Here is a 15,461-nt window from a genome sequence, read left to right as displayed (position 1 = left end):
ATCCCCCCCTCCTGTGCAAGGGAGGAGGGGAACTGGATTTGCGGATAATTGCCAGAATAATGGTTTATGCCATTAAAATCTGACGAATTAAAATACTCATCACCTCACCAGGGTTAGCGGTTGGTAACAATGGACTCCAATCGCTAACGTTTGCATAGCCAATTACTTGCAGATAGTGAATTGTACTGGTAACAGTTTTTGCAGAACCAATCATTGACACTCCCCCGGCTTCTAGCCGTGGGGAGTGTCAAGATATACACACAAGTAAAAAATTGTAGGTTGGGTTGAGGTTTTGGGAAACCCAACATCATTGGCAACGTTGGGTTGCGCTGCGCTTAACCCAACCTACTTCTAATGAACTTTTTTAAGCTTGTCAGTCCAGTACGTTGCGCTACGCGACAACACACCCTACATAAATGGAGTAATTCAATCATTTGTGTGTACACCGTAGTTCCTTGCGGAAGAGAGGTTTTCCAGATACCTGAACCCATAGCTCAAGTTTCGTTGTTATTCTGAAGGTAACTAGAAAATTTGAATGCAACCGTCTTCGTAAGCAACAGTTTCAGGATGGAATGATGACACAACCTAACTTAACCCCGTCCATTGCTGTCAATATCCCAAATACACTCACACTTCAAGTTTCTTATGAGCAATTCGTTGATTTGGCACTCGCTAACCGAGATTTACAATTAGAAAGAACTGCTACGGGGGAGTTAATTATTATGCCACCTACCGGCAGTGATACTGGCAACAAAAACCTAGATATAGAAGGGCAGCTTTGGCTGTGGAACCGTCAAAATAAACTGGGTAAAGTTTTTGATTCTTCCACAGGTTTTCGTCTTCCCAATGGTGCTAATCGCTCTCCTGATGCAGCTTGGGTAGATAAACAAAGATGGGATGCTCTGACTTTAGAACAGCAAGAAACTTTTGCGCCAATTTGTCCTGATTTTGTGCTGGAATTACGTTCTAAAACTGACTCTCTAGAAAAGTTGCAAGCTAAGATGAGAGAATATATAGAAAATGGTGCTGGTTTGGGTTGGTTGATTGACCGCAAAAATCAACGAGTAGAAATTTATCGTCGTGGTAGAAATGTGGAAGTTTTAGATCATCCTGTTAGTTTATCAGGGGAAGATGTTTTACCTGGATTTGTGTTGGATTTAACTGAGGTTTGGAGTTAAAATTACATGAAGACTTTCACGGCAATAATTGAGAGAGATTCACAGAAAAATCTTTATGTGGGTTATGTACCTGGATTTCCTGGGGCGCATTCTCAAGGTGAAACTTTGGATGAATGACAGCAAAATTTACGTGAAGTAATTAAGATGCTGCTTGAAGATACTGAACTGATTTTTGAGAGAGAGTTTAAAGAAGTTGCTGAATTTTATTGACTGCGTTGATAATCAGAGAGGATGTTTTTTCTATTTCGGCTTTGGTGGTAAATTTACCAATACCAATTCTTAACGCTCCTTCAATCAGATTTTGAGCAAAATTCATCGCTTGTAAAACGTGAGATGGTGCAACAACACCCGATGAACAAGCCGCACCTGTAGAAATCGCTAATTGATGGCTAACTCTCGCAATAATCGCACTATTAGGAATATTCGGGATAGAAATATGTAAGTTACCTGATAAACGGTTGTTGAAGTCTCCGTTAATTACTAAATCAGGTATTTGTGATTGTAGCAAGTTTTGGAGTTGGTTTCGCAAAAGTGCGATCGCAATAAATCTTTTTCCATCTCCAAGCGTCTCCAGTGACAAGCTTCACCTAAACCAACGATTCCGGGGACGTTGAGCGTACCTGATCTGATTCCCTGTTGATGTCCACCACCATATATAATAGGTTGCAGGTGTTCACCTTTTTTGACGACTAATGCACCAACTCCTTTGGGTGCATAAAGTTTGTGTCCAGAAATCGCTAGATAGGTAATACCCCAGTCTTGAAAGTTGATGGGAATTTTACCCACTGCTTGGGAAGCATTGATTAATTCGGCTATTTGTTGACGGGTTTGTTTAACAACTTGTGCTGCTTCATCTCCATATATATGATTTACACTATTGGCATTACCAAAGGCATTAGTCATATAATACATGACTTTTTCGGCTACTCTCAAATCAACGGGAGTAGTTGAATGGTAATCAAGGTAAATTATCTTTTCTGGTGTAGTCATTTTTTGAGTATTTTAAACGCAAAGGTACGCAAAGGTAACGCGGAGGTACGCAGAGTTTTTTTTGAAATAAAGCCAATACTCTTTTGAGCGGCGTTGTTGTATACTTTGGCTAATCCTGCTACTATTAAATCATCTTCAGCCTGTTCTAAATCTAAATCATGGCTACCCAAGAAGCGGTAAGTTGAGATGGTGCGATCGCCTATACAGTCCCATGCTTTTTGAAATTCTGTAACCGCTTGTTCACAAAGTTCTTCACTATATGCCAACCAAATTACTAATGTTGGTTCATTATTTCTCAGCGTAAACCCAATTAGCACTAAAACCCTGAATAGTTGCTAAAGAACTTAATGGTTGGATAGTTTTTTCGTAAGCATTAGTTAGAATTTCTAAATTTAATAAATCATTGGCTTGATTAACTTTCAATTCTGCAACAAAAGATTCAACATCATTTAACCATTTACTCTGAGAAACTTTTTGATGATAAATATCTAAGCCTAAATATTGCAACTTAACAAAATTAGAAAAATATTTTTCAGATGGTATATTATTAGATTTAGAAGAATTAACAGATTTTGTAGTTGGAATTAAATTCCATAGTTGATCATGAGCAACAAATGACCAAGGCAAATAATGATCTAATGAGATTTCATCCTTATTTAATTGAACTTGAGAATAAATACATTTAATATCCTGATGCTCTAAAATAGTTTTCCAATATTTAGTTTGATTTGCTAAAGAATCTCTTTGTTGTGGCATAAATAATTTATTAACCACATTGGGAATACTAGGGTTTTGTTGCTGCATATAATTTAACCATTCCCAAGATACCCAACCCCTAACTATTGTGTAATTTTCTTCTAAATATTCTACCCAATCTGGATGTAAAATAATGGCGTTACAATCTTGCTGGTCTTCAGCGTTAAAGCAATACAAAGGCTTTTTTATATCAAATTGATTCTTAGCTAAATTAATAATAGCTGGGTTAACATCATAATCTTTTAATCCTCTAGTTTCTTGAGTGAAGAAAGGACGAATTAAGCGATAAGAAACATAACGATTAATAGAGTTAATAATATCTTCAATATTTTGATTATTAATAGTATTACGTAAAATCTTCTTATCTGGATCTCTAAATTTTAAAATTGGTTCTGTAATTTCCAATTCTAGATCATCTAATTTATTAGCGATTTGGTCTATTGTTCCAAAGGAAAGTTTAAAAAATTTGTGAGTATACCAAGCATTAGCCAACATCTCAACAATAATTTCTCGAAAGCTAATTGCTGATAAACGAGCAAAATTTATTCTTTTTAAAATATCCAATAAAGATAAAAAATAAAGATATTTATAAGAAGTAGCTCTAGAATCAAATAATCCTGCTAATGCTGAAATATTTAAATTATCAGCAATTGGTAAGTTATACATATTCAATTGAGATTTAATAGATTAAAGAAAAATTTTGGTGTTAAACTGTGAAATTATATAAAATTACAAGTGACAAACTAAACAAGGTAAATTATTATCTTCTTGATCTAAAATTTCTTCTAATGCTTTGGCTTTTTCTTTCGCCATTGACTTCTCATGATTAGCAATAATTTCATCCTTAAAAGTTAATTGAATTATCCCTGCGGTATCAGAAAAAACAAGTGCATCAAATCTTTTCGCAACTGTTTCTATTGCTTCACACAAAACGTTTTCTGTCAGTTTAAAAGCCATCCCTGGACTACCTTCATTATAAAGTAAACTAGAAATATTAATGGTATTGCCGCCGTAATTTACCCGACTCGCATACTCCAAACAAGCAGCAACTATAATTTCTGCTGGTAAATTTGTTTTATTACCAATTTTAAACTGATAATTTTTACCAAAAGTACGAATTAAACCAAGTTCATTTAATTTATTTAGTAAAAAGTTTATTTAAATTTAAATGCTATTAAATAGCTAATTTTCTAGATATTTGCTTAAATTCAGTGAAAATCACGAACCCAAATAATATAAAAACCCCCGACTTATCAAAGAAATCGGGGATCTGAGCCTCTCGGTGTTGACGATATCTAATCAACTCCTCGTAACTTGCGAGTATTATCAACTAAACTCTGAGCAAATTGGTCAAATCTTTCCGAGAGCTTTTCATCTAATAGCTTACCTTCGGGACTAAAAGCACCCCAGGCTTTGCCAATAGCAATTTGTTCTGGTATCACCCAGCCATGTACACCCCTGATAATCAAGCGTAGGTCATTAAGTGCATTACTATTCGCCTGACCACCCAAGACGCTAATCATCCCGGTCACTTTACCAGATAGTTCATCAAAACTCATCAAATCCAGAGTATTTTTTAAAACACCACTCAGACCGCCATGATATTCCGGTGTGGCTAAAATCAAGCCATCAGCCCCAGTTACAGTATCACGTAACCTTTGCACGTCGGGATGTTGGGAATAATCTTTTCCCCCATGACAAAATGGTAAATTTAACTGGCGCAAATCTAAAACTTCCACCTCAGCGCCCAAGGCTTCTACCCGTTGTGCTGCTACTTGTAAAGCCTTCTGGGTGTAGGAATCAGGTCTTAAACTACCACCAATGCCAACAATATTTACCATAATTCACCCATAAAGTCAAGATATTAATACAACACCACCATATAGTAAAGGCGGAGTCATTACGATTATGTTTATTTTAAATATTACATATTTATATTTCTCTCGTCAAATGCCACAGAATCGGCCTGAACTACCATAGGACTATATCTGAGGAATTAATACCCATCTGGCTGGGCTGCTAGGCGGGGAATTATGGGCAAATATTCCATACCCGGGCAAAGAAACTAGAGTTAGTAGGTTAAGCTTAGTCTAGAAGTTAGACTAGATAATAAAATAATAATTTCTGGTTAGAGTAATTTTTGCCGAAAACATAGGCATAAATTCAGGGCGCAGCTAATGCCACTAGACAAAGGGTAATTATTATGGAAAATGTCGGGAAAAAGTCATTGAGAAAACAGCGTACAGCTGCCTTAGTCGCCAGTTTACTGATGTTACCAGGTATTTTTATGGGTACTCCCGCCTGGGGGCAAAAAGCCGAGGGCGACTCCCTGACTTATGGTCAGTTAATTAATAAGTCTAAACAAGGGGAAGTAAAAAAAGTAGAGCTGGACGAAACCGAACAGATAGCCAAGGTTTATCTCAAGGGACAAGCTCCTGATGCACCACCAATAAGAGTCAGGCTGTTAGCAAAAAACACTGAGTTAATTAACACACTCATAGAACAAGACGTAGATTTTGGTCAGGTTTCCTCTGCTAACAGCAGGTTAGCTGTGGGACTGTTAATTAACCTCATGTGGATTTTACCACTGGTGGCTTTAATGTTATTATTCCTCCGACGCTCCGCCAATGCTTCTAATCAAGCCATGAATTTTGGCAAGTCTCGCGCTCGCTTTCAAATGGAAGCAAAAACTGGTGTCAAGTTTGATGATGTGGCTGGGGTGGAAGAAGCCAAGGAAGAACTAGCAGAAGTGGTGACCTTCCTCAAGCAACCAGAAAGATTTACTGCTGTAGGTGCGCGCATTCCCAAAGGAGTTTTATTAGTCGGCCCTCCGGGTACTGGTAAAACTTTGCTAGCAAAAGCGATCGCCGGGGAAGCTAGTGTACCTTTCTTTAGTATTTCCGGGTCAGAATTTGTAGAGATGTTTGTGGGGGTAGGTGCGTCCCGCGTCCGGGACTTATTTAAAAAAGCTAAGGAAAACGCCCCCTGCTTAATATTTATCGATGAAATCGATGCAGTGGGACGACAGCGGGGGACTGGTATCGGTGGCGGTAACGACGAGAGGGAACAAACTCTCAACCAACTGCTCACCGAAATGGATGGTTTTGAAGGTAACACAGGTATTATTATTATTGCTGCGACTAACCGCCCTGATGTCTTAGATGCAGCATTGCTCAGACCCGGACGCTTTGACCGACAAGTGATGGTTGACGCTCCAGACCTCAAAGGACGTGCGGAAATTTTGCAAGTCCACTCACGCAATAAAAAGATTGACTCTAGTGTATCCTTAGATGCGATCGCGCGGCGAACTCCTGGTTTTACGGGTGCAGATTTAGCCAACTTACTCAATGAAGCAGCCATTCTCACTGCTAGAAGACGCAAAGAAGCAATTACCATTCTAGAAATAGATAATGCCATAGATAGAGTCGTAGCAGGTATGGAAGGTACGGCCTTAGTCGATAGCAAAAACAAGCGCCTCATAGCCTACCATGAAGTGGGACACGCCCTAATCGGCACACTACTCAAAGACCATGACCCAGTTCAGAAAGTGACACTCATTCCCCGGGGTCAAGCACTAGGACTAACTTGGTTTACACCCAACGAAGAACAGGGGTTAATTTCCCGCTCTCAAATCAAAGCCAAAATTATCGCCACATTGGGGGGTCGCGCCGCCGAAGAAATTGTTTTCGGTCAGCCAGAAGTAACAACAGGTGCAAGTAATGATTTGCAACAAGTTACAACAATGGCCAGACAAATGGTAACACGGTTTGGGATGTCTGATTTAGGATTATTGTCCTTAGAAAATCAAAGCAGTGAAGTCTTCTTGGGGCGCGACTGGATGAGTAAATCAGAGTATTCTGAAAAAATTGCCGCCAAAATTGATTCTCAAGTCCGGGAAATTGTCAACAGTTCCTACCTACAAGCAAAACAACTATTACAAGATCACCGCGAAGTTTTGGAATATTTAGTTGATTTATTGTTAGACCAGGAAACTATTGAGGGTCAATTCTTCCGAGAAATCGTCACCCAATATACCAAAGTCACCGATGAAACACTAGTTGTATCTTACTAAGTACACATTCAGCTCGCCCACGCGGGCTGAATATTGTTTCACTTCCCCATAAATTCGGTATCTTACCTAAGTATATAAATCAAAATTTTCAATACATCTCCCAGGAGAGAGGAAAAGCAAATCTAATTAATATTAGAGTCAGTTAAGGCGGCTGCACTGAGAACACAGCAATTAAACGGGTGTAATTATGACTATAGCCATAGATGAAGAACTCCAAGCTAAAGTTGTAGAAAAACTGCATTGGGACGACCGTGTAAATGCGGCAGATGTAGGTGTAACTGTTGATCATACCAAAGTCACCCTACGGGGAACAGTACCTAGTTATCGAGCCAAAAGCATAGCAGAACAAGATACAAAAGAAATACCGGGAATATCGGAGGTAATTAATCATTTACAAGTGCAGTATCCTAGTACAATTCCTGTTCCCATAGATGAAGAAATCGCATCCAATGTAGCCAACGCTCTTAGTTGGGATCCAGATATTGATGCTAACAAAATTGATGTGAGCGTTATCGGTGGGTTACTAACTTTGCGGGGGACAGTAGACGCTTATTGGAAAAAATTTCAGGCGCAAGACATAGCATACGCCATTACCGGAGTAATTGATATTATCAATGAACTAGCTGTTGTCCCCACTAAGAGACCAGAAGATGAAGAAATTGCCAGAACTATTGAGAATGCTTTAGAACGCAACACCTTTGTTGAAGCTGAAGATGTCAATGTCGTAGTGGAAAATGGTAGAGTTACCCTCACCGGCTTTGTTCCCAATTGGGGAGCGTGGAGAGCAGCACACAACGCAGCCACCTATACTAAAGGAGTAGTGAAGGTGGTTGATGGCTTGGCTATTCGTTACCTAGAAGATCAAGAATTTTTGGGTGAAGATTAACCTGTACATCTACTTCCCATACTGTTATTGGATAATTGGGCAAATTTTATCCTCTTGCTGATCTGGTTTATCGTGCCATCCAGCCAATAAGTCCCCAATTTGTCCACGTAAAGTCAATAACTGAGCAATTTGGCTATCAATCCGGGACAGTTTTTCTACTAACTTTTCTTGAATTTCGCCACAGGGGGGTTCTCCTTGGTCATAAACAGCTAGAATATCGCCAATTTCTTCCAGACTTAGACCTAAACTTTGGGCTCTTTTAATGAAAGCTAACCGGTTGAGCACATCTAGGGAAAATTGGCGAAAACCTCCCTCTGTGCGTCCTGATGATTTGATTAAGCCTAAACTTTCGTAATAGCGAATTGTTCTGATGGCAATTCCACTCAGACTTGTTACCTGACCAATTAAAAACAGTTTTTTATCCTGATGTAACACGGTAGAGTTTACCCATTCTCCTGCTAACTATAACATCCTTCAGGACTAGGTACAAGATTCGGGTATCTATCTAGTAATTATTTTATATTTAATTAACAAAAAAATAACAATTTTATTCCCTCGCTTCAATGTGATATCAACAGAGGACTTATCTTGATTAATTTACTTGTGCAACTATGTTTCTCGGTACTGAAATTAACCGTTTTTCCCAGATGCTCATGTTATTTCTAGATTAACCGCTTCACTTCAAGCGAAACTAGAAAATGAATGTTAAGCAGAACCTGATTTCAACCCATAAACCGAGAATTTTTAATCATCCTGAACGTTTTGTTGAGGGATGGTACTGGGTGATACCATCAAAAAAACTGCGGGTCAAAGAGGTAAAGCCTGTCAAAGTTTTGGGTAGAGAATTGGCGATTTACCGTGGTAAAGATAAAAGAGCAGTAATCGTTGATGCTTACTGTCCCCACATGGGCGCTCACCTGGCTCAAGGGAAGGTTGAGGGTAATGAACTGCGCTGTTTTTTCCATCATTGGCAGTTTGATGAACAAGGATTCTGTGTTAATATTCCATGTTTAGATCAGCCTATTGCCGTCAGGTTAAAAACTTGGCCAACCGCTGAGAAATATGGCATGATTTGGGTTTGGACTGGAGACATACCCAAACAACCTTTACCCTTTGTTCCAGAGTTAGAAAACAAGGAATGTGATGTGGCTTTTGGTAATGATTTCTTGGTTAACTCTCACCCTAACGCGGTGATGATTAATCCTATTGATGCCCAACATTTTAATACAGTTCACAAACTAGCATCAAAAATTAATTTTGACAACCAAGAAATTAATCAAAATGCTATTATCTTCAGCAATACAATATCTATCGCTAAAAGTTCAATTTTATTCCGGCTGATTCGTCCTTTGTGTAAAAATATTGTCCAGAATATCTGCTATTGGTATGGTAGCACTAACATTGTGACTGTGCGGACGAATTTATTCCAAGTTCACATTATGGTGGCTCTACGCCTCTTGGAAGGGAGCAAATCTGAAGGTAAAGTTATACTGATTAGTCAGAAACGTGGGGATATTTCCGGTTGGTTATATAATCGGGTCTTGCTGTGGCTGACTAAAATTGCAGCTAGATATTGGATTAAAGATTATCTAAAAATTTTTCAAACCATTAATTTTGATTTGAAAACTCCCATCAAAGCAGACCATTCAATTATACAATTTGTTAACCATCTGGAACAACAAAAACCCCTGATGTTAAAGACTTGGCAATTAGCGCGATCGCACAGTGAAATCAGAGAACCCCCTGCAACGTGGCGCGATAGCAAATCTAATGATTAGTATAGGCAAATTTCTATAAAAATGAAGTGGCAGAGCCACTTCAATAATTCCCAGGTAGAACCTAAATATGAGTATAACAACTATCCCCAGGACAAATCGTATAAATTAACACTAAATTTTTCACAATTTTTTCTTTTTTTCCCCTTGGAGTCAGTTCAAAATCGCGTTTGAAACTCCACTACAGCACGACTGTCATCCTCTAAATTAGTGGAAGCACGTAGACGAAATTGGTTACTAATTCGATAGTTTATACCCCACTGTGAAGGATCTTTGGCGGTCAAAATTTTAATATTGGAAACAGAAACCTTAGGAGAAATGTCAATACCAGCCTCTGCTGCCAATTCCAAGGTAGAATTGTTTCTTCCGGCTTCGGGATTCTGAGAAAGAATAGTCGGAAATATACGCAGTTCAGTTAAGCCAAAAGCACTACCAAGCTCGTTAAAAGCTGACTGCAAATTGCTAAATACCGCAGATCCGGCAATATTAATCAGGCCTAAAGTAGTATCTCTACCTCCCTGACCACTGATCGACCCACCCCCCAACAAAGCGACAATTTCAGTTTGCGATCGCGATGGGCTGCTTGTCAGTTCCAGGACTTCATTTAATTGACTGGCAAAACCTTGGACATTGGCCTCAACTTGAACACTCTCTAAAGCTGCTAACCCCAAACCATTAGGGCGTGTGAAATCACTACTCTGAACTAGGTCTAGTACCTTAGTGACTAACCTCACATCTAATTCTGGGTCAAGGGGTTGACTACCTCTAAAGGTGGCTGTATGTTGGTAACCACGAGCCAGGTTAAACTGTGTAGTAAACAAATTCACCTGACCTTCTTCTAACCTAATAGTCCCATCGGGTATTGGTTTAGTAAAGGAACCGTTCACCGTTAAGTCACCTGAAGCCGTAAAGCTCAGAAGAGGTGGATTAATAATTGCGACATTTTTACCGAGTTCCAGAGCTAAATTATTAAATATAACCCCTGGACTGAGAGTAGGTTCTTGGAGAGAGGATGACCATTTCCGGGTAGAAGCTTTTGCAGCTTTACTATTTTTAGCATCTGGTGGGTTAGCAGCAGCTAATAAAACCTCACCGTTGAATAGATTTACTTGACCGCCAATTTCCGGGTTGAGAGCCGAACCAGTAATCTGTAAATTGCCACTAGCACCTCCTTGGTACAAGCCATCCAGATTCAAAACTAACTCACCAATATTAACAGTCAGGGGATTCTCCAAATTCGGTTGTGCATTGTTGAAAATGGGAATTTCTCCGGATGCTACGACTTTACCTCGGCTGAACTGACCTTCGAGGTTTTCTACTAAAATGCGGTCAAAATCAAACAGTACTTTTCCGGTAACACCTTTGACTTTTTCCGGTAGTAAATCAGATGCAAAAGTAGCATTATTTACCGAAGCAATACCATTTACTATTGGCTTTTCAAGAGTACCGCGCACTGCAATATCTACGTCTCCCTCGCCTCCTTCAAACACCGCCTGATTAGTCAACAGGTTTAATATTGCTAATCCCTCATTTCTCACCTGAACATCCAGACTAATTTGATTGTTATCTGGTAAGACTGAGGCAAAAGGTAACTGATAGGGGATACTGGCAGTAATATTAATTGGCTGGCTTTCCACAATAGAAACAGTGCTGCCAAAGTTGAAGCGTCCATCAGCATAACTGAAACTGGCTCTAGCTGACTCCACCGAAACCCCATTTAATGTTCCTTCTGTAACTTCCAAATCCCCTTTGGTTTGCGGATTAGCAATGCTCCCGGCTAACGCAGCACTACCATTGAGATTACCTGAAACACCAATTATTGGGAGCTTGAGGAAATTATTTACTAACTGTACCGGAAAATTCCTTACCCGTAATTGACCTGATTGATCATCACCGCCAATATTACCTGTAAAAGACAAAAGGCTATTGTCTACAGAAATTCGTAATGGTCTTAATTGCAAAATACCATTTTGGAAATTACCTTGGGCAATGATGTTGTCAAAACTATAAAAACGACTGGTTGCTTTTTTACCCCAGGTAAAATTTTCACCCTTCAAATTAAATTCTACTGATAAACCCCCGGGGCTGGTAGTATCTAAAGCCATCTCCCCCTCAAAAATTCCTTTTAAATCAGCCAAATCTGGTATAGGAGCAGATTTGAGGCGTTCTTCAGCTTGTGCTGTCAACTCCGAATCTATTTTATTAAAGTGTTCCAATTGATTTAATAAAGGAGTCGTTTGACTTAATCCCCTGTGTTGAGTTGTCAAATCTGTAGCCATACCATAGGTAGATGCCGTAATATCAACCCCTTGTAAATCTGGTAATTGCAATATTTTCGCTACCGTGAGCACATCTTGAATATCACCCTGGGTGACATTCAACTTACCTTGGAGTTGGGGACCTTTGGGAGTTTGAGCAAAATTGCCCTGCATAGCATAACGACTCTGGCCTTTGACCAGTTCGCTGCTGATCACTGTAGCTTCACCATCACTATAACGGAATTCCAACCCTAGTCGATCGCCCTTAATCCAGCCAAGTTGTGGAGATACCACTGCTAAATTCCCTCTAGCGGTCAAAGTCTGTTGATTCAGAAGTAAATCCCCAGTCAACACCCCCCTCACCGTACCAGGACCTAGGCGCAGATTTGGCGATGGTCTCAAATTTAAAATGTCTAAAGGAAAGTTAGCCACCTTAACAGCCAAATCATCCCCTTGTGCTTCACCTGTAGCTAAAGACTGTTCCCGCTTGACTAAAAACCGTTGGGGGCGATTTTGATCATCTAAGCTTAAGGCAATCCTATCTCTATTTCCCGTCAAATCTAAACTCAAACCTCCACCCCTGGCTGACTGAATATTTCCAGTTAACAAAGGTTCAAAAGCGACATTTTGTACAACCAAATCTCGTAAACCCACCTTTCCTGTCACATTAGGTAAAGGTAAATTCCCAGTGATTTGTCCTTTAAAATCCAGATTTCCCGCCACAGCCAATTGATTAGGCAGACTCATGGGTAAATGTTCTAGGTTATAATTTTGCGCCTGGACTTGGAGATTTAAGTCAGTAATTTTCGGTATACCAGGGATTTGAGCATTAGTAAATATATCACCACTGATATTTAATCCAGTAGCAGTAGCTTCTTGAATAGCCAGCTTTTCACCATTCCAAGTTACTGCGGCACTCAAAGGTCTTTCAATAGCAGGGATACCGCGAGACAATTCCACTTGTCCCGACCCGCGCACATCAGCTAAAGTTGTAGACCCCAAGATACCGGACACCTTGAACTTACCAGCCAAATCACCGCGTAACTTGTCATTGAACCGATTTAATTCCACCCCAGCCGCATCAAATTGCACCTGATAGCTACCGTTAGCTACTTGGATATGAGCAGCCCTAATCTTACCCCCTGCAACATTTAACTGTGCTTCACCCTGTGCCTGAATGGTTGCTAGTCCAAAGGAATAAACAGACCCGGCTACATTTAATTGACCAGTTAACCCTCCCTGGAATTTAGATGGTACTGCTAGCAACTGTTGCAAAGGCAGATTAGTAGTTTGCAGTTTTGCTTGATATAAACCGTTAGCTAATTGAATCTTAGAAGCTGTTATAGTGGCACCGGGGAGACTCAGCCGTCCCTCACCAGTGCCACTTAAACTATTGAGTGCAAAGTTCTCTGTGTTACCTACTATTTGAAACTTACCCGCCAAGGAGCCATCCAAGGACGGGGGAGATTCTTTGAAGATGTCCGCTAGTCTCACACCATTAGCAACTAGTTGAGCGGAAAACTCTTGGTTTTGCAACTGGACATCGGAAACTGCAATTGTGCCTCCAGCAATGTTAATTCTGGCATCCTCGGTGCGAATGGTGGCAATTTGAAATGGTTCTACCCTGCCTTCGAGGATCACACGACCATTAAACGCTGCGCCGGTCAAAGAGATATTTTGCAGTTGATTTTGATCTACAAAAGGTTTCAAGCCGACACTGGCCGCTTGCATATCCCCTCGCCAAAGCCCATTGGCAAAATTACCAGAACCTCGCACCATACCACCTGCCACATTTAAGAGTACATTGCGAAAGGCGACAGTACCATCTGGGGCGATAATGGTTTCACCACTCACAGGATAGGTGGCTTCATTGGCTCGCCATTTCACTAGAGTTTGCACATTATCAGCTGCACCATTCAATTGGGCTGTGGCGGAAACAGTACCAAGAAATAATGTTTTCTTGGAGGGTAGTATTGTTTCATAAAGTTGTGCCATTACCTCCGGTGCAGCGCGAAGCGCAATCGCATCCCCGGAAATCTTCTCAGCTGCAAAATTAAAATCTAATTGGGGTGTTGCTCCTAATGTAATTTCGCCAAATCCCTTTATTTTTCCACCAACTGCGGGTTCTGCCTGAATATTTCTCAAGCTAACTAAATTAGTATGTGGAATAAATTCAAATTTAGTAGTAATATAATTAAAATCTATTTTATCAAGGGCGGTTTTGGCAGTGGATACTGACCCTGAGAGGACTGGTTTAGTTATGGGGCCAACTAGTTGCAAGTCAGCTTGTAACTGTCCCCTTACATCTACTGGCAGTTTGATGTTGAGACTTTCTTGAGCATGGGACACACTGACAGTATTGACACGCCCTGTTAATTTAAAGCCTGTATCCAGGTCAATGATTCCTGTAGCTACTAGAGGAATTTTGCTGTAGTTACCAGCAACATTATCTAGTTTTATCTGCCTCCCTTGGAAGCGGATGAGCCCTTGGGTATTTAGAAAAGGTTGCGGTGTCTTGGCAATTTGCATTGTTACCCCTTGCAAGTGGGCGGAGCCGTCTAAAACTAGCTTCCCTGGGATGCCACGCTGGGGCTGGTCTGGGGTGAGTTGAATCTGCAAGTTGCCATTAACTTTACCTGTTTGTAAGTCAAAAGGTAATTTGATCAGGTCGGTAATTTGATCTGCGGATAAATCTTGCGATCGCAGTTGTAATTTAGATGCTAATGTTTGGGGAATCACCTCTCCTTGAATAGCAACACTCCCCCCACTATCCGCTTCACCCCTAAGTTGAAACTTAATCAGTTGGTTTTTTTCTAAGAGTTGGGCAGTGCCATTAATTTGTGAAAATCCTACAGGAGTAATAGAAAATTTCTCAGTCTGATCTTGGACTTGATCATCTGCTGGTTGGGGTTTCAATACCAACTTGCCATTGCGAAACCGGAGTTTGTCTAAATCAGTTTTAATCAAACCTGCTTGACGAGGCGGCGAAATTTCAGTAGTAATCCAGCGCCCTTGATCATCTTGTTCAATGTAAATATTGGGGTTAACTAGGGTGACATCTAGCTGAAGTTGACGCTGAAAAATTAATTGCCACGGGTTAAAACCCACTTCCACAGCATCCACTACAGCTTGGTCTGGGTCTGTGGGTGTAGGAGGGATGCTAGATGCACCAAATTGTAACCCTGTCAAGGAAAAACCTGTAACTTCTCCCAATTTGACTGGACGGTTGAGTGTGTTGGTGATGCTGGTTGCGGCTAGGGGTGTTAATTCTTTGTGGAGGAAATGCTGCAACCGCCATATACCACCCCCTGTTAACAAGGTCATTGGCACTAGCAACAGTCCGCTCAGGACAATGCTACCGCGACTCCAAGCGCCCAACCACAAACGCCTGGGGTGAGTCTTGTGGCGTTTCTTGTGAGGGGATGAATGGGAATGATCATTTTGATGGGGAGATTTACTCATTATGGTTTTGCTGATAGGGGAGCATGGCCTTAGCCATTGGCTGGATGTATCCTGTGACTAATGAAATAAATTACTATCATTGGG

At 40.5% G+C, this 15,461-nt stretch carries 12 protein-coding genes and 2 pseudogenes; 5 read left to right on the top strand and 9 right to left on the bottom strand.

Annotation, left to right across the window (positions count from 1 at the left end):
- Window positions 1–64: 64 nt before the first annotated feature.
- Window positions 65–214: pseudogene (locus NWP21_RS08525) on the bottom strand (hypothetical protein); the annotation flags it as partial.
- 361 nt (window positions 215–575) lie between these two features.
- On the opposite strand from NWP21_RS08525, the gene NWP21_RS08520 reads away from it, so the two are divergent.
- Both NWP21_RS08520 and NWP21_RS08515 read left to right on the top strand, forming a co-directional pair.
- Window positions 576–1,178 (top strand): Uma2 family endonuclease, encoded by a 603-nt coding sequence (locus NWP21_RS08520; protein WP_271733522.1) that lies wholly within the window; start codon window positions 576–578, stop codon window positions 1,176–1,178.
- Between the two features lie 6 nt (window positions 1,179–1,184).
- Window positions 1,185–1,388 (top strand): annotated as a pseudogene (locus NWP21_RS08515) (type II toxin-antitoxin system HicB family antitoxin).
- On the opposite strand, the gene NWP21_RS08510 reads toward NWP21_RS08515, so the two are convergent.
- The 6 genes from NWP21_RS08510 to NWP21_RS08485 all read right to left on the bottom strand — a co-directional run bounded on the left by NWP21_RS08510 (window position 1,363) and on the right by NWP21_RS08485 (window position 4,765).
- Window positions 1,363–1,686: a hypothetical protein gene (locus NWP21_RS08510; RefSeq protein ID WP_280792355.1), complete on the bottom strand. Its 324-nt coding sequence runs from the start codon at window positions 1,684–1,686 to the stop codon at window positions 1,363–1,365. The pseudogene NWP21_RS08515 and the gene NWP21_RS08510 sit on opposite strands and share 26 nt — an antisense overlap.
- On the bottom strand, window positions 1,659–2,168 hold the full coding sequence (locus NWP21_RS08505) for an aminotransferase class V-fold PLP-dependent enzyme (RefSeq protein ID WP_280792354.1): 510 nt from the start codon (window positions 2,166–2,168) through the stop codon (window positions 1,659–1,661). Before NWP21_RS08505 ends, NWP21_RS08510 begins: the two co-directional genes overlap by 28 nt.
- The gene (locus tag NWP21_RS08500; RefSeq protein ID WP_280792353.1) at window positions 2,165–2,434 is read right to left on the bottom strand and encodes a hypothetical protein; all 270 of its coding nucleotides are present in this window, start codon (window positions 2,432–2,434) and stop codon (window positions 2,165–2,167) included. Before NWP21_RS08500 ends, NWP21_RS08505 begins: the two co-directional genes overlap by 4 nt.
- Window positions 2,435–2,456: 22 nt before the next feature.
- Entirely contained in the window at window positions 2,457–3,590 is a 1,134-nt protein-coding gene (locus tag NWP21_RS08495) for an HNH endonuclease domain-containing protein (RefSeq protein WP_280792352.1), read from the bottom strand.
- A 63-nt stretch (window positions 3,591–3,653) separates the two neighbouring features.
- A complete protein-coding gene (locus tag NWP21_RS08490; RefSeq protein ID WP_348519765.1) occupies window positions 3,654–4,082 on the bottom strand; it encodes a DUF4007 family protein in 429 nt (142 codons plus the stop codon).
- Between the two features lie 137 nt (window positions 4,083–4,219).
- Entirely contained in the window at window positions 4,220–4,765 is a 546-nt protein-coding gene (locus tag NWP21_RS08485) for an NADPH-dependent FMN reductase (RefSeq protein WP_280792351.1), read from the bottom strand.
- 362 nt (window positions 4,766–5,127) lie between these two features.
- Between NWP21_RS08485 and ftsH the strand changes: the two genes are divergently transcribed.
- A complete protein-coding gene (gene ftsH / locus NWP21_RS08480) occupies window positions 5,128–6,996 on the top strand; it encodes an ATP-dependent zinc metalloprotease FtsH (RefSeq protein ID WP_271733516.1) in 1,869 nt (622 codons plus the stop codon).
- 187 nt (window positions 6,997–7,183) lie between these two features.
- Complete coding sequence (locus NWP21_RS08475) at window positions 7,184–7,882, top strand: BON domain-containing protein (protein WP_271733515.1); 699 nt, start codon at window positions 7,184–7,186, stop codon at window positions 7,880–7,882.
- Between the two features lie 24 nt (window positions 7,883–7,906).
- Here NWP21_RS08475 and NWP21_RS08470 read toward each other — a convergent pair whose 3' ends face one another.
- Entirely contained in the window at window positions 7,907–8,317 is a 411-nt protein-coding gene (locus tag NWP21_RS08470) for a heavy metal-responsive transcriptional regulator (RefSeq protein WP_280792350.1), read from the bottom strand.
- Between the two features lie 263 nt (window positions 8,318–8,580).
- On the opposite strand from NWP21_RS08470, the gene NWP21_RS08465 reads away from it, so the two are divergent.
- Window positions 8,581–9,660, top strand: coding sequence for an aromatic ring-hydroxylating dioxygenase subunit alpha (locus tag NWP21_RS08465; protein WP_271733512.1), 1,080 nt, complete (start codon window positions 8,581–8,583; stop codon window positions 9,658–9,660).
- Window positions 9,661–9,815: 155 nt separating this feature from the next.
- Here the strand turns inward: NWP21_RS08465 and NWP21_RS08460 are convergent, their stop codons facing one another.
- Complete coding sequence (locus NWP21_RS08460; RefSeq protein ID WP_280792349.1) at window positions 9,816–15,377, bottom strand: translocation/assembly module TamB domain-containing protein; 5,562 nt, start codon at window positions 15,375–15,377, stop codon at window positions 9,816–9,818.
- Window positions 15,378–15,461 lie beyond the last annotated feature (84 nt).

The organism is Anabaenopsis sp. FSS-46, from assembly GCF_029891665.1.
GTDB classification, from domain to species: Bacteria; Cyanobacteriota; Cyanobacteriia; order Cyanobacteriales; family Nostocaceae; genus Anabaenopsis; species Anabaenopsis arnoldii.
This window is presented reverse-complemented; position numbering and strand designations above follow the sequence as displayed.

Bases quoted from the DNA above. Each gene is read 5' to 3' on its own strand.
- NWP21_RS08485 (WP_280792351.1), bottom strand. From the start codon at position 4,765: ATGGTAAATATTGTTGGCATTGGTGGTAGTTTAAGACCTGATTCCTAC.
- NWP21_RS08475 (WP_271733515.1), top strand. From the start codon at position 7,184: ATGACTATAGCCATAGATGAAGAACTCCAAGCTAAAGTTGTAGAAAAA.
- NWP21_RS08520 (WP_271733522.1), top strand. From the start codon at position 576: ATGACACAACCTAACTTAACCCCGTCCATTGCTGTCAATATCCCAAAT.
- NWP21_RS08465 (WP_271733512.1), top strand. From the start codon at position 8,581: ATGAATGTTAAGCAGAACCTGATTTCAACCCATAAACCGAGAATTTTT.
- ftsH (WP_271733516.1), top strand. From the start codon at position 5,128: ATGGAAAATGTCGGGAAAAAGTCATTGAGAAAACAGCGTACAGCTGCC.
- NWP21_RS08505 (WP_280792354.1), bottom strand. From the start codon at position 2,168: ATGACTACACCAGAAAAGATAATTTACCTTGATTACCATTCAACTACT.
- NWP21_RS08495 (WP_280792352.1), bottom strand. From the start codon at position 3,590: ATGTATAACTTACCAATTGCTGATAATTTAAATATTTCAGCATTAGCA.
- NWP21_RS08460 (WP_280792349.1), bottom strand. From the start codon at position 15,377: ATGAGTAAATCTCCCCATCAAAATGATCATTCCCATTCATCCCCTCAC.